The sequence below is a fragment of the Paenibacillus sp. KS-LC4 genome, from assembly GCF_036894955.1.
GTDB lineage: Bacteria > Bacillota > Bacilli > Paenibacillales > Paenibacillaceae > Pristimantibacillus.
In genome coordinates this window covers 4,780,192-4,798,064 of record NZ_CP145905.1, presented here as the reverse complement: position 1 = coordinate 4,798,064, position 17,873 = coordinate 4,780,192, and the positions used below count along the sequence as shown (strand labels likewise).

Genomic DNA, 17,873 nt, shown 5'->3' with positions numbered 1-17,873 from the left:
GGAGGAATCCATCATGAAGCTGGTATTGTTGTCCGGAGGCTCAGGCAAGCGGCTATGGCCGTTATCGAATGATGCGAGATCGAAGCAATTTCTGAAGGTGCTGGAAAATGAAAATCGGGAAATGGTTTCCATGGTGCAGCGTGTATGGGGGCAAATTAATGAAAATGGCTTGGGCGATTCCAGCTATATTGCTACGAGCCAGGCCCAGATTGAAATGATGCAGACTCAAATTTCGCCGGAGGTTCCGCTCATTATTGAGCCGGATCGGCGGGATACGTTCGCGGCTATATCGCTTGCCGCCACCTATTTGTATTCCCATGCGGGAGTAGGTCTGGATGAGGCAGTGGCTATTTTGCCCGTTGATCCTTATGTGGAAAGCCATTTTTTTGAAGCGGTAAAGCAGTTAGAGGATGTGCTGAACCGCTCAGATGCTGAAATAGCGCTCATTGGCGTGAAGCCAACCTATCCGTCGTCCAAGTACGGCTATATTATACCGGAAAAGGCTGCTTCAGCAGCGGGTATAGATATGGCAAGCAAGACTGACAGGGAGTATGTTGCGGTCAGCCACTTTCGGGAAAAACCGACGGAGGAAATCGCTGAGCGGCTTATTGCAGACAATGCCTACTGGAATTGCGGCGTGTTCGCCTTCAAGCTCGGTTATGTGATCGAGCTGCTGGCGAGCCGAGGGCTGCCGATTCAATATGAGGAGCTTTCAAAGCAATACCAGCTGCTGCCGAAAATCAGCTTTGATTATGAGGTAGTCGAGAAGGCGGCGAGCATCGTCGTCCTGCCTTATGAGGGCTGCTGGAAAGACCTTGGCACATGGAATACGCTGACGGAAGAAATGAAGAACAAACAAATAGGCAGAGGCATTATTAGCGAGGATTGCATGAACACGCATCTCATTAATGAAATCGACATTCCCGTTTCTATTCTCGGCCTGTCGAATATCGTAGTTGCGCTAAGCCCCGATGGCATCTTGGTGACGGATAAAAGCGCGAGTCCGCGCATTAAGGATTTTATCAGCTCCGATCAGGGGCCGATGTATATCGAGCGCCAATGGGGCTGGATCCGAGTGCTGGATGATCGTACCTATGAGGATGGCCGCTGCGTATCCACGAAGCGCGTAGGCATTCAGTCTGGCAAAAACCTCAGCTATCGCCTGCATTCGGCGCGCGAGGAAGTGTGGACCATCGTCAAAGGCAGCGGGGAGTTTATTCAAAATGGCAATTTTATGCGCGTCGGAGCAGGCAATGTGCTGCACATACCGATGAAGATGCTGCACAGCATTCGTGCATTGACGGAGCTTGAAATTATAGTCGTGCAAAGCGGCATGGCTGAGGAGCGCAATCAGGTTGTGGAAATTTATCATACCTGGGACGAAGTGTCCGAGCATTGCATTAAGGTATAACCATGCGTGGCGCTCGGGAGGCGAATGGCCGTTTAACAACGATTGGATATTATATTTCAGATTATGGCTATGGTCATGCAACGCGCAGCATTGCGCTTATTCGAACACTGCTGCTTTATTCGCCATGGCGTTACCGGCTTATGATCTGCTCGGGCAAAACACTCCCCTTTATCCAGGCTTCATTAGCGGAATATAGCGCTGAGTATAGCCCGGAACGGCTAGCGTTCCGCAGCTGCTCATCGGATCTTGGCTATGTGCTTGGCGGAGGCATAGGCTCGGTTGAGCCTGATCAGGAAAGGTTCGAGCTTGGTTATGAGCAATATATGGCGGGATTTTCAGCTGAGATCATGCGGGAAGCCGATTTTATATTGGGCGAGCGGCTGGATATGGTCATTTCGGATATTTCTCCGATTCCGATAGCAGCCGCCGCGATCGCAGGAGTGAAATCGGTAGGCATATCCAATTTTACCTGGCATACCGCCTATGGGACTTTTCTACAGCAGGAGCAGCTCGCTCCGCTCCATCTGGCGTATGAGCAACTGGATTATTTCATGCCGCTGGCTGGATCGGATTTAGGGGAACGGAAATGGACAATGGGAAGTGAGCCAGAGACAGACTTTTATTGCCGAACGCCGCAAGCTGCCGAGGTGCAGCGGATCGTGCAGGAGCTTAATCCGGACGGCAGCAAAACGCTTGTTTATTTTTCTCTAGGCATGGGAATGGATACGGAGGCGCTAGACTCGCTTTCGCTGTGGAACGATCCTTCCTGTGTATTTATCGTATCGGAAAATATGCAGCTGCGCGGGCCGAATATTGTTCAAATACCGCAGGGCTACACCGAGTCGCAAAATTATGCGGCCGCAGCTGATCTCATCATTTCAAAGCCGGGCTGGGGTGTAGTCGGGGAGGCGGTTACACTTGGCAAGCCTTTGGTCGTGCTGGTCAGAACGTCCATGCTGGAGGATCGGAATACGCTTCAAGCCTTGCAGGGCAAGCATCCGCATATGCTGGTAACCTGGCAGGCTCTAAGAGAGCTGGGCGTGCAGCAAAGCTTATCGCAGCTAGCAATGGCAGGCTGGAGCCCGCGCGCATCTATCGCCAGAAATGAGCGGTGCAAATACCAAATTATTCAATGGATTGAGAGGATTGCCGATGAAGCGAATGCCATTCGTTCCTATCGCACCTCGTTTTAAGCATATAGAGAGGAGTGGACAGCATGAAGCTTGCTGTAATTGGAACGGGTTATGTGGGGCTGGTATCGGGCGTATGCTTCTCGGAGCTTGGCAACGAGGTCATCTGTGTTGACCAGCTGGAGGAGAAAATTGCCTTGCTGAATAAAGGCGAGGTGCCGATTTATGAGCCGGGCTTGAAAGAGCTTATAGCGAGCAATAAGGCCGAGGGACGCTTGCAATTTACGACGGATTTGCAAGAGGCGGTGAGGCTATCCGATATTATTATCATTGCGGTAGGGACGCCATCGCTGCCAAGCGGCAAAGCGAATTTGAGCTATATAGAAGAGGCGGCCCGCGAAATCGGCTTGGCGATGAATGGCTTTAAAATTATTGCTACGAAAAGCACGGTGCCGGTTGGCACGAATGAGCATATTCAAGCGATTATAGCTAGCCAGACGGCATACCCGTTTGAGGTCGCGTCCGTACCAGAATTTCTAAGGGAAGGCACAGCGGTTCAGGATACGCTGCACCCGGACCGCATTGTCATTGGCACCTCGGGCGAGGCGGCGCGCAAGGGTTTGACGGAGCTGCATAGGCCGCTCACCGAGCACATCATGAGCACCGATATTCGCAGCGCCGAAATGATTAAATATGCCTCCAACGCGTTCCTTGCAGCCAAAATTTCCTTCATTAATGAAATAGCCAACATTTGCGAAAAGGTAGGCGCCGATGTGACGGAGGTAGCGGAAGGAATGGGCTATGATCAGCGAATCGGCTCATCCTTCTTGAAGGCGGGAATCGGCTATGGAGGCTCCTGCTTCCCGAAGGATACGCAGGCGCTTATTCAAATTGCCGGCCAAATGGATTATGACTTCAAGCTGCTAAAGTCGGTCGTCGATGTGAATCGCGACCAGCGCTTTAACGTCATTCGCAAGCTGGAGGCTTCGCTTGGCGATTTGAGGGGGCGAACCGTTGCCATATGGGGGCTGGCCTTCAAGCCGGAAACAGATGATGTTCGCGATGCACCAGCCTTTGAAATTATTGACGCATTAGTGAAGCGAGGCGCAAAGGTCAAAGCCTATGATCCGATAGCGACGGCTAATTTTCGCCAGCAATTTGGCGAATCGGGTGTCGTATATTGTGACAAACCGGAGGAAGCGGCTATTCAGGCGGATGCGCTGTGCATTTTGACCGAATGGCAGCAATTCCGCGATATTAAACCATTGAGTATTCAATCCTGGCTGCGAACGCCTAATCTCATTGATGGACGCAACATTTATAGTGAGCATGAACTAGCCCATACACAGCTCATTTATTATTCGGTTGGCCGTCCTAATATGAACCATGGAGTTAAAGAGCAAAAACCATTATTATCGTTATGAAAAATGATGGGACATCGGTGAACACGAATAATTGTTTTGTCAATAATGATACAAAATGTATCTAAATATGGTATAATAAATACAGTTAGTATCAAAAATGAAGAGGTGCACAGTATGAGCGCAATCGCCGCTATTTATCAGAAGGATTCCGAGGCTCCTGTTTCCATAGAAGCGGGATTGCGCCTAATGCAAGCTCTGCAAAAATATCCGGCGGACGCCGTCGATACTTGGCATGATGGCCGTGTTTTCCTAGGCTGCCATGCCCAGTGGATTACGCCTGAATCGGTTGGACAACTGCAGCCTTTTCACGCAGCTGATTTGCGATTAACGATTACCGCTGACGCTATGATCGACAATCGTCCATTTCTGTTTGAACAGCTGCACATTGATCGCGAGCGGAGAGCCAGCATGCCGGATAGCGAGCTGATTATGCTGGCCTATGCCAAATGGGGAGAGGAAGCGCCGCGTTATTTAATTGGCGATTATGCCTTCATCATTTGGGATCAACGCAAATCCGAGCTGTTCGGGGCGACCGATCTGTTCGGCAGCCGTACGCTTTATATCCACTCGGATGCTCGGCAAAGCTCCTTTTGCACCACTATTACGCCACTGCTTGCCGCCCATCATGTGGAGAAAAAGCTGAATGAAAGCTGGCTCGCTGATTATTTGGCGGTTGCTATTGTTCATGAGTCGAGCGACCTGTTTGCAACGCCCTATGAGCATATTCGTCAAGTTCCGCCGGGGCATGCTTTTCGCATCAAGGACGGCAAGCTTGATTTTTGGCAGCATAGCAAGGTGGAGTCCCCCGAGCAGCTGAGGCTGAAACGGCGTGAGGAGTACACGGAGGCTTTCCAGGAGATTTTTCAGGAGGCGGTCAATGCCCGAATGAGGACGTTTCGAAAGGTAGGCGCGACGCTTAGCGGCGGCCTCGATTCCGGCTCGGTTGTCAGCTTCGCGGCAAAATCGCTGCAAAGGCAGCAAAAGCAGCTGCATACCTTCAGCTATGTGCCAGAACCGAATTTTCAGGATTGGACGTCCAGGCGGCATGTGGCGGATGAACGTCCCTTTATAAAGAAAACCGTAGAGTTTGTCGGCAATATTGCCGATCAATATTTGGATTTGCAGGGCAAAAGTCCGCTGTCGGAGGCGGATGAATGGCTGGAAATGCTGGAAATTCCTTTTAAATTTGTAGAAAATTCCTTTTGGATTAAAGGGGTTTACGAGCAGTCGAAGCAGCAGGGAATGGGCATTTTGCTTACGGGAGCAATGGGAAACCATTCGATCTCGTGGGGGCCTGCCATTGATTATTATTCGTTGCTCCTCAAGCGGCTGCAATGGCTGCGGCTCTACCGGGAAGTGACGCTGTTTGGCAAGCGCAAGGCAGTCGGGCGAAAACGGCTTATGTATTATGTTGGGAAAAACGCCTATCCGAGGCTGTTTCCTCGTGACCAGGAGCATGGGCAGCAGGAGATGCCGCTTATGATCAATCCGGCTTTCGCCAAGCGAATGAACGTCTTTGCCAGATTGAAGGAGCGGCAGGCAGGGGCAGGCAGCGTTTTTGAAAAAGATGCGATTAAAGCTCAGCCGGGGCCTTTTCAGGATATGGCGATGACCAATATGAGCGGTACGCAGCGCACGAAGCTATCGCTGAGCTATGCGCTGTGGGAACGAGACCCGACCAGCGATCCGCGGGTTGTGAAGTTTTGCTTGTCTGTTCCGATTGAGCAATACGTTCATGACGGTTACGACCGTGCTTTAATCCGCGACTCAACGGCGAACTACTTGCCTGATCAAATTCGGCTAAACCAGCGGGTGCGCGGCATTCAAGCAGCGGATTGGGTTCACCGAATGACACCGGCTTGGTCTGTATTTGTAGAGGAACTGAAGCAATATTGCGACGATTCGTATGTTGCACAGTTTTTCAATGTAGAGCAGATGAAGGCATCGCTTGCGCAGGTCGGCTTAGTGCCGAAGCCGGAATACGCGATAGATTTAAACAGCCGTTATTTACTGCATTGCCTCGTAGCCTGCCGGTTTGTCCGGCAGTTTAATTTGAAGGGAGGTGAATAAGCATGGAGAAACAACAATGGCAAGCTCCGGTTCTCGAAACGTTGCAAGTAAGCGAGACGATGGCTGGCGTAGGTACACGTTACATTGATTTTGTAAAACCGGGGGACTTCGATATTACAGATGACCCGACTCCGTTCCCTGTCGACCCAGGTGTGATTTTTTCCTAGAAATAAATCCATTATACTTATGCAGTAAAAGTGATCAGCAAGGTCCTTATACAGCTGGATATCCTTGTACAAGGACTTTGTTGATTTTGTTCAAATATTAGGAAAGTATAGGTTTCACCACGAAACGATTGCTTTTGCTGCCAAAGGATGGCGACAGCCGGTTCACCTTGTTTTTGATTGAGGGTTTGAAGCAATGCGATTTTATTCATATAAGGGTGAACGCGATGAAACTAATGAAGAAAACGGCAATCTATGACGCTTTTGGCCTGCGCATCAGGAGTGAAATCGAGCTTCCTGAGCTGCTTGCAGCGGCAAGTTCGGAAGCGTTTTCAGATGTTGAAATAGAGCTGGCTAAGCCAGAATTTACGTGGCCGAATTGGGAGCAAACGCAGGATCATTACTTTGTTCACGGCGCTAAATTGTTTTTTTATATTCACGAGGTCGCAAGCTTCTGTATTCAAGAGGGCAAACGGATTACTGTGGCGCCATGCGAAAATATGGATGAGGGAAAGCTTCGGCTTTACCTGCTTGGAACATGCATAGGCGCGCTGCTCTTGCAGAGAAAGCAGCTGCCTCTACATGGGAGCGCTATAGCTATAGACGGCAAGGCCTATGCCTTCGTAGGGGACTCTGGGGCAGGCAAGTCGACGCTGGCCGCAGCTTTTATCGACCGTGGCTATCCCTTGCTTAGTGATGATGTCATTGCCTTAAAGGAGCCAGAGTCTGGCGCAGCTGGCGCGTCCATGGTCATGCCTTCCTATCCGCAGCAAAAGCTGTGGCAGCAAAGTGTCGAGCAGCTTGGAAGAAAGAGTCAGCTTTACAAGCCGCTTGCCTATTCCGTAGATAAATTCGCAATTCCTTTATATTCCAGGTTTTTATCCTATCCACTTCCACTCGCCGCCGTATTTGAGCTTTCGCGCACAGAAGCAAATGCGGTTTCGCTATCACAGCTGCATTCACTAGCCAAGCTTCCTGTATTGCTGAACCACACGTTCCGGCATTTTCTCATTGCGCCTTTAAAGCTGCAAAATTGGCATTTTGCTGCTGCTGTTCGGCTTGCAGCAAGCGTGCAGGCTTATCAATTGCAGCGTCCCGCAGAAGGAGCATTTTCCGCCTATGAAATGGTTGATCTCATACTAGCAGCTACTCAGAAAGGACGTGAGGCAAATGTCTAAACAAGCTAGACCGCTTTTGCAGCCTGAACAGATGATTCAGCGTACAGAAGGTCATTTGGCTACTGATATGGATGGCGATAAAGTGCTTTTGAGCCTGTCTTCGGGCAAATATTACAACATGGGCAAGCTGGGCGGCATCATTTGGGAGCGGACGGCGTCGCCCGTGACACGCCGTGACATTGTGGCCCAGCTGCTCAAGGAGTATGAAGTGGAGCCAGCGGCATGCGACTCGCAGGTGGCAGATTTTTTACAGGATCTGTACGCGGAAGGGCTGCTTGAGCCTGTTTCGCATGCAGGCGCACAGAGTGGCGGGGCAGGAAATACGTTAGATTAGCGAATAGTTCTAAGAAAGGGCGGTTCGATTGTCTTGCTTAAAAAATGGAGCCAGTTCACCTTGCTGCCGCTTCGCAGAAAGCTTCTTCTGTTCGAAGCCTATATGCTGCTCGCCTGGGCGCGTCTTCTCAAACTGATGCCTTTCGCTAAGGTTGCCCCTACTCTAGGTGTTCCGATGAAGGAGACGCCCTATGAGCGAGTAGCGGAGCATGAGCAGATGCTCAGTGAGGTGGCGAAAGCCATACGGCAGATGAGCCGCTATACGTGGTGGGAAAGCGAATGTCTTGTTAAGGGAATCGCTGCTATGAAGCTGCTGAAACGCAGAAAAATAGCGAGTACGCTCTATTTGGGCACAGCGAAGGATGAATCAGGCAAAATGATTGCCCATGCCTGGCTCCGCAGCGGTCCCTACTACATAACAGGTGTCGAAGAAATGAGTCGCTTCACCGTCGTTGGCTTGTTCGGTAATCAGATTAAGCGGGAGAAGGAGCATCGCTATGGATAAAACGTATGAATGGGAAGTGGCTAACCTTCCGCTTGAATTACAATTTATTCTCGAGTGCCTGCATCCAAATGCCGATCCGGCTGTCATTGGCCGCCGCTGGGCGGGCAGCAGGCTGAGCGGGGAGAAGATTATCGAATTGGCGCGCCATCACCGTGTATATCCAAGCTTCTATTTAAAGCAGAAGCAGCTTATGAAGCCGGTGCTGCCGAAGTCGGTGCTGCTGAGGCTACAGCAGGATTATTACGCCAATACATTGATGATGCTGAGGCTCAGCGCCGAGATGCAGCGGATTGTTGCGGCTTTGGCAGAGCGCGGCATACGCTCCTTGCAATTGAAAGGCCCCGTTATAGCCTATGAGCTTTACGGCGATATTTCCCAGCGCACGAGCAAGGACTTGGATATTTTAGTGCCTATAGAGGAGGTTGACCGGGCCGAGGCAGTGCTTGAAGAGCTTGGTTATTATGATCGGGACCCGGCGCCGCGTTTATTTAATGATTTAAAGTGGAAAACGCATCATAGCTGCTTCGAGCATACGAGCAATCAGACGCAAATTGAGCTGCACTGGCGGCTCAGCCCTGATGCGGTGAAGGAAGTGACCTTCGAGCAATTATGGGCGCAGCGCAGAATTTATGAGCAGACGGGAAGTCCGATCCCTTATTTAGGGCCGGAGCATCTGTTTCATTATCTCGCCGGCCATGGCGCAAGACATGGCTGGTTTCGGCTGCGCTGGCTGCATGATATTGCCCAGCTTGCCTCTGCTTGCGAGGACGGCGGTGAAGCGCTGCTAGAGGAGACGCGTAGAAATGGAGGAGCGGCGGCCTTAGGGCAGGCGCTCGTTTTGGCGCGGGAGCTATTCGGTGTTGCAAAGCTTCCCGAGAAGCTGCTGCCTTTGACCGACAGCCCTCTCGTGCATAGGCTTGTCAGCTGCATTTTTCCATTTATTCAGGAGACAGTTACGATCAGTCCGATTCCAGAGGATAAGAAGATGGCGCTGCTTTATAAGCGTTATACCTTTATGCTGCTGACAAGCAGGGAGAAGCTGACCCATTTTATCGGCAAGCTATATCCAAGTTCTTGGGATGCGCAGACTTTGCCATTGCCTAAGGGACTGCATTTTCTATATTTTCCGCTGCGGCCGTTTCTGTATTTTTATCGAAGGCTCAAGCAGCCTCGTAAAAGGGTGAGTATATGAAACCGATCTGGCTATATATGAAAAAGCTGCATCAATTTGCAGGAAAGAAGCTGTATCTGAACATGCTTGGTATTATGATTGTCAGCTCGTTTGAGGGCGCAGGGCTGCTCGTCTTAGTACCGTTGCTAGGCATCATCGGTTTATTTGATATGCAAAGCGCAAGCTTGCCGTTCGTGCCGCAGGTCAGCGTCTGGCTTGGCGAGCTTCCGAAGGGGCTGCTGCTTGCAGCTGTACTGGCTCTATTCATCGGCATTAATGTGGGGCAGGGTCTGCTGCAAAGACAGCAGACGAATCATGGCTTTGCCCTGCTTCAAAGCTTTGTAACCAAATTGCGGATGGATATTTATCAGGCGCTGCTGCAATCGAACTGGGCTTTTTTTCTCGGCAAGCGCAAGTCGGACTTCAATCATATTCTGTCTTCCGAGCTATCTCGGGTTAATCAAGGTGTGCAGCTCTCCCTTCGTTTAGTTACGACGGTAATATTTACGCTTGTACAAATCGGGCTAGCCTTTTATCTGTCGTATCAGCTGACGCTGCTTATTTTAATTTGCGGTGGCCTGCTTAGCTTGTTCTCACGTAAATACACGCGAGGAGCAAGGTCGCTTGGCACTCGGCTGACAGAGCTGTCGCAGAGCTATGTGGCGGGCATAACCGATCATTTCAACGGCATTAAGGAGATTAAAAGCAATCGGCTGGAGGAAAGTCATCTGTCCTGGTTCAGCAAGCTGACGCAGCAAATGGAGCACAATAATGTACAGTTTGTGAAGCTGCAATCTAATAGCCAGCTCCTATTTAAAAGTATCTCAGCATTGTTGATAGCGGGCTGCGTATATTTATCGGTGCAGGTTCTGCAGGTTGGGGTAGCGGAGCTCACACTAATTGTGCTGATTTTTACAAGGCTGTGGCCGAAGCTGACGCTCATTCAAACCTCTATGGAGCAAATTGTGCTGACGCTCCCGGCATTTAAGAGCTTGAACGATTTGATGAAGGAATGTGGCGCTGCTGAGGAAATGCAGCTGAATAAGCATGCTGAACGAACAGAGCAGGCAGAGCAGGCAGAGCAAACAAAGCGGACACAGGCAGAGCCTGCTGCGCTGAAGCTTGTGCATGAGCTGGTTTGCGAAGATATGTATTATCGCTACGGGGAGCAGGATGGGACGTATGCGCTGAAGCATATTAATTTGCGTATCCCGGCGAACAGCATGACGGCAATTGTCGGCAAGTCCGGGGCGGGAAAAAGCACGCTGATCGATACATTAATCGGACTAATCGTCCCCCAGCACGGAGCGGTGCTGCTCGATGGTGTTCCGCTGGACGATAGCAATCGCTTCGCTTACCGCAGCGCGGTGAGTTATGTGTCGCAGGACCCGTTTCTTTTTAATGCCAGCATTCGTGAAAATTTAAAGCTCGTATTGCCGGGAGCGACGGAGGAGCAATTGTGGAAGGCGCTCGCTTTTTCGGCGTCTGATGCCTTCGTTCGCGCGCTGCCGCAGGGACTGGACACAATCGTGGGCGATCGCGGGGTAAGGCTGTCTGGCGGTGAACGGCAGCGCATTGTATTAGCGAGGGCGATGCTTAGGCAGCCGTCGATTTTGGTACTGGATGAGGCGACCAGCTCGCTCGACAGCGAAAATGAGCTGAAAATTCAGCAGGCGCTGGAGCAGCTAAAGGGCAAGCTAACGATTATTGTCATCGCTCACCGTCTGTCGACGATTCGTGGGGCTGATCAGGTTATCGTGTTGGAAGAGGGCCGAATCATCCAGCAAGGCGGCTATAATCAGCTGTATCGCGAGTCCAAGGGGACATTCAGCAAGCTGCTGGAATATCAGGGGGGCGGGTCGGGGGAAGTACCGGGATAAGTAAAAGGATAAGCAATGGGAAAGTGGAGAAAAGCAAGAGAGTACGGCAGAATTGCCCGTGCTCTCTTGCTTTTTTTTAGTTTAGAGAGTTTGTTTTTTGTACGAAAGCAGGAATCTATTATCATTGCGAAAGCTGACACACACAATGGAGCCAAGAAGAATATTTTACTTGTATCAAAGTTTTGATCCTTCATGGATTGAAGCTCTTAATCATCTGTAAGCAGCTTAATGAAATGAATTTTCAAAGAATACGTTAGTTATTTAGATATGGAGAAGCAGTGAAAGTCTATATTCAATAGGAGGAGAGATATATGGCATCTAATGAGACAGATAATCTTAAAATGAGTGTTAATGCTGGAGATGAAAGCTTGAAAATTATTGAAATAAAAAATAATTTTCAGAAAATTGATAAGGAGTTTGAAAGTCGCGGTTCCAATATTGAATGGTTTAGTGCTGATAAAACCGGGCTGACCAATTCGACTCAGGCATTTATTGATCTTGAAGCCTTTATTCAATCGAGAATTACAAACAATGTAAGTGAAATATCGAATCCACAGGGAAATACGGTCATTGATTTGCCTGCTGGTACCTTTGTCGTTTCAAGCAGTAATCCGAAAATTTTAGGGAACTTCAATACACAGAGGGCTCGTGGCTTAGCTTTCCGGGGCTCTGGAAGAGGAATGACAAGAATTTTATTTAAACCAAGTTCAGGTACGAACGGTTATTTATTTTATAATAATGACAAATGGCTGCACGTGCATTTTGAAGGAATTACGTTTGTCGGTGATTACGAGAAACAAACCAATTTTATGTATTCGTATTCAAAAGGCGGGGCCCAAAACTATACGTTTGATAAATGTGATTTTATTAATTTTAATTACGGTTGGAAGCTAGAAGGCTTAAATAATAATAGTGAATTTACATGGTTTCACTGTGGTTTTTATGGGAAATGGAATAAAACGGTTTTTTCGGAAAGTGCAACAGCCAATGACCAATTCCTAAATTATAATTTTTTCGCCTGTCAATATGAGACCTCTAGAGGGGACTTTCTGCATTTCGAAAAAGGTGGAAATATCAATATCTGGGGCGGAAGCTTCATAAATACGGATCGTAATGGCGGCGGCACTACTTTTTTTAAATTGCTTGGCACCTCACATGTAAGCGGTGTACAAAGATTTTTGTGTATAGGGGCTAGATTTGAAACAAAATATGGTTTAGCAAAGCTAATTGAATGTGAATGGGCTGATGGTGCTGTTTCTTTCATAAGCTGCGATTGCGATTCTCAGCAATACAATAATGGGAGCCATCAGTGGGTTACCGCCTTATTTAAAGCAACAAATGTGAAAATGCCCATTATTAAATTTGACGGTTGTACGCTTATGGGGCAGCATCAATATGATTATACGGGTAATTCATGGGCCTTTCCTCATAATATCATTTATGAAAATTGCCAGATTGCCAGGCATACTAGACCTCAGGATTTTATTTCGTATGTAAGTACAAATTCACTTGGAAATCTTGGAGGGCAGCCCCAAATTAAATTTAGAAATTGTCGCGGTTTAAATGACACCCCTAAAAATATATGGGAATGTACCCTCGGATACGAGAGGGCCAATGTTGGAATTGTGCAAAAGAAGATTATATCGGTAAAGGGACCTAACGGTAGATTTCCTTATTTGGGGAATCAAAATTTGGAAGTTATATTACCCATTAATTCGATTATTACGCAAGTAAGGCTCTATTCCCCTGCCAACGCTGTAACGGAAGATACCCCTGCAACATTCACGCTTAAAACCGCAGAAGTTAATCCAACTATATTAGCAGTAGCAGATGTAGCACGTCATAAATTCGGTTTTAATGTTACGGCCGAGCTTTTTTTCGTATGTGATACCGATGACAAATGCAATATTATTATTTCATCAAGTAATGGCGTTAAACAGTCGAATCCGTCTGCTCTATGTTTAATTGAATATATCGGGTAAATGTAAGCTTGATAAATACTAAATTCGTTTGCATCTACAGACAAAAAACCGTAAAAGGTCATATATAAATAAAGGTCATATATAAATATGGTCTTTTGCGGTGAATTTGTTTTTAACTTTGTTTATCTAGCTGCTGTCTGAGAAGGTTAAGGGTATGTGATTTAATAAGCGAAATGGAGAAAAAAACAGTTGACAGCATACATACCATCGTGATAAATTTTTCTCAATCTTAAATTGGATGACTACGGAAGCACCGTAAAGGACCGCAGGTAAACTGCGCCTTTACGGTGCTTTTTTGCGTTGTCTGAACGAAGATTGCTGGTTGTAGCTTTGCTTCGAAAGGAGGGGGAATGGTGCGTTATCAATTAGCTGTTGCAGTAAGTGAGCTGGAATATGCAAGAAGACTTGCAGAATATGTGAGGGATAGTTCCTTCGGCGAGCAGTGGCAGCTCACAGCTTTTACGAACCCGGCCTCTCTCATCCATTTTCTCAAGGGAGGCTATACCGTTGATTTAATCGCGGCCCAGCCTGCTATGCTGGCTGCTGCATCTTCACACCTGCCCGTCGGTGTGCCGGTGGCGGCATTCGTAGCTGCTAAGGGGGAATATGCTCAGTATGATGCGGAGCTGCTGCAATATCAGCCGCTCCCGGAATTATTGCAGAGCTTGGCGGCTCTGCATGGTGCAGTCCGGTCGAGTGCAGTACATGCAGGCGGTGAGGGCGGAGCGGCAGTTATTGCGATCGGCTCGGCCTCTGGCGGAGTTGGCAAGACAGCACTTGCGCTCAAGCTGGCGAATACAGCCGCCAGGCATGGCTGCCGCGTTTTTTATTTGACGCTGGAGCGCTGGAGCGCCCTTGAGGTGTGGCTGGGAGCGGGAGAGAAGCGCGAGCTGCCTAAGGGAGAAGGCATGTCACAGCTGCTTTATCAGCTGAAGGCTGAGCCAGATAAGGCAGGAGCGTGGCTTTCGCAGCATCGCAAGCGCCATCCAGCGCTGAAAGCCGATTTTATTTTGCCCTGCGACAATGAGGAGGATCGTTACAGTCTATTGCCAGCGGATGCAGCGGCGATGGTGGAGCTGCTCCGAGCTTCAAGGCAATATGATCTCATTTTGATTGATTTGCAGGCTGGCATGGACGAGCTCGAGCTGTCAATTTGGAGGAAAAGCAGCTTGGTTTTGTGGCTAATTACCGACGACCCCTCCATTCAGCGGAAGGCAGAGCTGGCGATTGGCTGCGCCGAACGTAGGTGGAAGGAAGATTTTCAGTCGCTTAGCCGCCGCATCCGGCTTGTTGTTAATCGCCGCATTATGCTGGCCGGAGGTGATGAAGCGGATGGGAGGCCTCCAGATATGTTTACGATAAAGCTGCAAAATGGAAGCCGTTTGATTACCGCAGTGCTGCCTGAAGTTGCTGAAGGGAAACCATCACCAGTTATAGTTGCTGCATCGCCATTGTATAAAGCTGCCGTAGAGCGGTTGTTTCAGCAATTGGTAAGCGAGGGAGGTATTCGAATTGCTAACCGATGAGCTGGTGCTTGCATTAAGAAACCAGATTAGGTCGCAGCTTGATTTCAGCGGCGCTGTGACGGATGAAGAGCTGACGCGAAGCGTGGAGCAGGCGGTATTTGACTATTGCAATAGTGGTAGTCCGCTTACGGCAGCAGAGAAGGTCCAGTTGGTGCGGAGGCTGTTTCATTCCTTTCGGGGGTTGGATATTTTACAGCCGCTGATGGATGATCAGGCAGTTACTGAAATTATGATCAATCATCATGGCGAAATTTTTATTGAACGAAGCGGAACGATGACAAAGCTGCCAGCTGTCTTTGAAAGCAAGGAGCGGCTGGAAGACTTGATTCAATCAGTCGTTGCAGGCGTCAATCGTGTCGTGAACGAGTCTTCGCCTATTGTTGATGCCCGTCTTAAGGATGGCTCTCGCGTCCATGTTGTACTGCCTCCTGTAGCCTTGCGCGGGCCAGCGATGACGATTCGCAAATTTCCTGAGCGCCCGATGACGATGGAGCTGCTCGTTGCGACGGGAGCTTTAACCGCAGAGGCAGCAGTCTTTCTTCAGCAACTGACCGCAGCGCAATACAATATTTTTATTAGCGGTGGGACAGGGACTGGCAAGACAACCTTCCTGAATGCCTTGTCCCAGTTTATTCCTGCTGATGAGCGAGTTGTAACCATTGAGGATTCTGCTGAACTGCAAATTCGCAGCGTGGCCAATCTAGTATCGCTGGAGACGCGTAATGCCAACACCGAGGGCAAAGGTGAAATTACGGTTCGCGATCTCATTCGCGCATCGCTGCGGATGCGCCCTAATCGAATCATCGTCGGCGAGGTAAGAGGAGCGGAAACACTGGATATGCTGCAAGCGATGAACACCGGACATTCAGGCATGTCCACTGGTCATAGCAACGGTGCGCGCGACATGATGGCAAGGCTTGAGACGATGGCGCTTGGGGCAGCTGATTTGCCCGTTCAGGTCATTCGGCAGCAAATCGTCTCCGCATTGGACATTGTCATTCATCTATCGCGGTTTCGCGACCGTACGCGCCGTGTAACGGAAATAGCTGAAATTACCGGCATAGATGGTGGGGAAATCGAGCTTCGCCCCCTGTTCCGTTTTGAAGAGAAGGGGGAGAAGAACGGCAAGGTAGTAGGAGCTTTAAAGCGTACCGTACATTCACTTCTTCATCGGGATAAGCTGCAAATGGCAGGTCTAACACTGGAGGAGGAGCGTTTTGAAAAGACTAAGCAGTGTCATGAAAGTGGATAAAGTGGAGAAAGCGGAGAAAGTCGAGAAAGTGAATAAAGCTAAGAAAGCCGCGGACGCAAGGATAGTCGGGCAACGGCTGCTAGGTAGAGCGCTCTCCTGGTGCGGCCTTGAGCACGAAGGTGACAGAGGTGAAGGTGAAGACAGGAACGGGTGTAATGCCAGCTGGCAGCCAGCCAAGACCGGATATTTAACGAATTATGATAGGTATGTGCTGTCTTATCGCGAGTTCACAGTGGCAGCGACTATCGGCTGCGCCGCTGTTTTTACTGCTCTGTTTACGGTGTACCATTCCCTTCTAGTTTGTCTCATCGCAGCCGGATTGGGATTATGTGCACCGCGTTATTACAAGGCTTCATTAATTTCGCGTCGCAAGGAGCGGTTGAAGCTGCAATTCAAGGAGGCGCTTTATTCGCTGACCTCCTGTCTTGCGGCAGGAAGATCGGTGGAAAATGCCTTTATTGCGACGTTGGATGATTTAAAGCTGCTTTATCCTGATCCCAGAACGGAGCTGCTGCTGGAGTTTCAAATTGTTAAGCACCGTCTTGAGCATGCAGAGCCGCTAGAGCAGGCACTGCGAAGCCTGGCAGCCCGCGCTCATGTAGAGGATATCGAACAATTCGTTGATGTGTTTGCTGCCTGCAAGCGCACGGGAGGCGATTTGGTAGAGGTGATGAAGCGCACAGCGCAGACGATTGGCGAAAAGCTAGAAATCCAGCAAGACATTATGGTGCTGCTGGCTCAAAAACGTTTTGAGGCACGCATTATGATGGCGATCCCCTTTATATTTCTTGGCTTTTTGAATCTAGTGGCTCCTGATTATATGGCGCCTCTATATGGAGGAATGGGCTATTTGCTGCTGACGATTGGCCTTGGGGCATTGTTAGTATGCTTTTGGTTTATCCATAAAATAATGAGCATTCGAGTATAGGATAGGAGCGAGCGCAAATGATAGCAATTCCGATTGTGCTCATGGCGGTATGGCTGTTCATTATCGGTGGAAAGCGTCTTCGAATGATCTTTGCTGTATCCCGCCAAAAACAACGCAAGCAGGATACCTTAAAGCAATTACTTTTCATTGTTCCGTTCAGCGAGCTATTGGAAAGAAGCCGCTTGTATGAGTACATGGCACTTTCACTTAGCAGCTATCACGCCAAGCTCGTTATTTTACGGGGAATTCGGTGGCAGCTGCAGCAGACGAAAGAGCAGCTTGGCGGTGCTGCTGGTTACGGATATTGCACAATGATAGGCTGCGCTTGGCTGTCTTGTGCAGCAGGCGAACCGCTGCTAATGGCAATGGGCGCATTAATTGGCTTGCTGCTGCCCGTGCGCAAGCTTCTGGAGGCCGGGAAGCTGATTAAGCTGCGCAAGCAGGAAATTATTTTAGAACTGCCGGAAATGATCAGCAAGCTCATGCTTTTGGTCGGAGCGGGCGAAACCGTCCTGCAAGCGCTGGGGCGCTGCCTAGAAGGCAAGGATATTACGCAGCATCCGCTTTATAAGGAATGGAACAAAGTCGTATATTCGCTGCACAATGGCGAATCGTTTAGTGCAGCAGCGGAGAAATTCAATCGCAGCTGTGCGGTGCAGGAGGTTTCAATTTTTACGACAGTGCTGCTGCTGAATTATCGCCGAGGCGGGGAGCATTTTGTGCTGGCGCTGCGGGAGCTGTCTTATTCGCTCTGGGAGAAGCGCAAGGCTGTTGCGCGGGCGCGCGGCGAGGAGGCTTCCTCGAAGCTTGTATTCCCGCTGGTTGGTATATTGCTCGTGTTGATGGTTTTTATCGCTGCTCCTGCCATGCTGTTAATGTCTTAAGCTTTAACGGGGCAATTGAAAATAGAGAGGAAGCT

General features: G+C 49.3%; 15 protein-coding genes. All 15 read left to right on the top strand.

Annotated elements, in window-relative coordinates; genetic code table 11:
• Nucleotides 1-13: 13 nt before the first annotated feature.
• Complete coding sequence (locus tag V5J77_RS20280; protein ID WP_338552648.1) at nucleotides 14-1,411, top strand: sugar phosphate nucleotidyltransferase; 1,398 nt, start codon at nucleotides 14-16, stop codon at nucleotides 1,409-1,411.
• Between the two features lie 2 nt (nucleotides 1,412-1,413).
• Nucleotides 1,414-2,604, top strand: coding sequence for a hypothetical protein (locus V5J77_RS20275; protein WP_338552646.1), 1,191 nt, complete (start codon nucleotides 1,414-1,416; stop codon nucleotides 2,602-2,604).
• Between the two features lie 23 nt (nucleotides 2,605-2,627).
• Nucleotides 2,628-3,965: a UDP-glucose/GDP-mannose dehydrogenase family protein gene (locus tag V5J77_RS20270; RefSeq protein WP_338552645.1), complete on the top strand. Its 1,338-nt coding sequence runs from the start codon at nucleotides 2,628-2,630 to the stop codon at nucleotides 3,963-3,965.
• A gap of 114 nt (nucleotides 3,966-4,079) precedes the next feature.
• Nucleotides 4,080-6,035, top strand: a complete 1,956-nt coding sequence (locus tag V5J77_RS20265) for an asparagine synthase-related protein (protein ID WP_338552644.1) — start codon at nucleotides 4,080-4,082, stop codon at nucleotides 6,033-6,035.
• Between the two features lie 2 nt (nucleotides 6,036-6,037).
• Nucleotides 6,038-6,202 carry a paeninodin family lasso peptide gene (locus V5J77_RS20260; protein WP_338552643.1) on the top strand — a complete coding sequence of 55 codons (165 nt, stop codon included), beginning with the start codon at nucleotides 6,038-6,040 and terminating at the stop codon, nucleotides 6,200-6,202.
• A gap of 224 nt (nucleotides 6,203-6,426) precedes the next feature.
• Entirely contained in the window at nucleotides 6,427-7,377 is a 951-nt protein-coding gene (locus V5J77_RS20255) for an aldolase (RefSeq protein ID WP_338552642.1), read from the top strand.
• Nucleotides 7,370-7,711, top strand: a complete 342-nt coding sequence (locus V5J77_RS20250; RefSeq protein ID WP_338552641.1) for a lasso peptide biosynthesis PqqD family chaperone — start codon at nucleotides 7,370-7,372, stop codon at nucleotides 7,709-7,711. Before V5J77_RS20255 ends, V5J77_RS20250 begins: the two co-directional genes overlap by 8 nt.
• Nucleotides 7,712-7,813: 102 nt before the next feature.
• Nucleotides 7,814-8,215, top strand: coding sequence for a lasso peptide biosynthesis B2 protein (locus V5J77_RS20245; protein WP_338556943.1), 402 nt, complete (start codon nucleotides 7,814-7,816; stop codon nucleotides 8,213-8,215).
• Nucleotides 8,208-9,407: a nucleotidyltransferase family protein gene (locus V5J77_RS20240; protein WP_338552640.1), complete on the top strand. Its 1,200-nt coding sequence runs from the start codon at nucleotides 8,208-8,210 to the stop codon at nucleotides 9,405-9,407. Before V5J77_RS20245 ends, V5J77_RS20240 begins: the two co-directional genes overlap by 8 nt.
• On the top strand, nucleotides 9,404-11,266 hold the full coding sequence (locus V5J77_RS20235) for an ABC transporter ATP-binding protein (protein ID WP_338552639.1): 1,863 nt from the start codon (nucleotides 9,404-9,406) through the stop codon (nucleotides 11,264-11,266). The genes V5J77_RS20240 and V5J77_RS20235 overlap by 4 nt, the downstream gene beginning before the upstream one ends.
• Before the next feature lie 311 nt (nucleotides 11,267-11,577).
• A complete protein-coding gene (locus V5J77_RS20230; RefSeq protein ID WP_338552638.1) occupies nucleotides 11,578-13,248 on the top strand; it encodes a hypothetical protein in 1,671 nt (556 codons plus the stop codon).
• 350 nt (nucleotides 13,249-13,598) lie between these two features.
• Complete coding sequence (locus tag V5J77_RS20225; protein WP_338552637.1) at nucleotides 13,599-14,774, top strand: hypothetical protein; 1,176 nt, start codon at nucleotides 13,599-13,601, stop codon at nucleotides 14,772-14,774.
• Complete coding sequence (locus V5J77_RS20220; RefSeq protein ID WP_338552636.1) at nucleotides 14,761-16,026, top strand: CpaF family protein; 1,266 nt, start codon at nucleotides 14,761-14,763, stop codon at nucleotides 16,024-16,026. The genes V5J77_RS20225 and V5J77_RS20220 overlap by 14 nt, the downstream gene beginning before the upstream one ends.
• The gene (locus tag V5J77_RS20215) at nucleotides 15,992-16,954 is read left to right on the top strand and encodes a type II secretion system F family protein (protein ID WP_338552635.1); all 963 of its coding nucleotides are present in this window, start codon (nucleotides 15,992-15,994) and stop codon (nucleotides 16,952-16,954) included. The genes V5J77_RS20220 and V5J77_RS20215 overlap by 35 nt, the downstream gene beginning before the upstream one ends.
• 17 nt (nucleotides 16,955-16,971) lie before the next feature.
• Nucleotides 16,972-17,838 carry a type II secretion system F family protein gene (locus V5J77_RS20210; protein ID WP_338552634.1) on the top strand — a complete coding sequence of 289 codons (867 nt, stop codon included), beginning with the start codon at nucleotides 16,972-16,974 and terminating at the stop codon, nucleotides 17,836-17,838.
• Nucleotides 17,839-17,873: the final 35 nt, after the last annotated feature.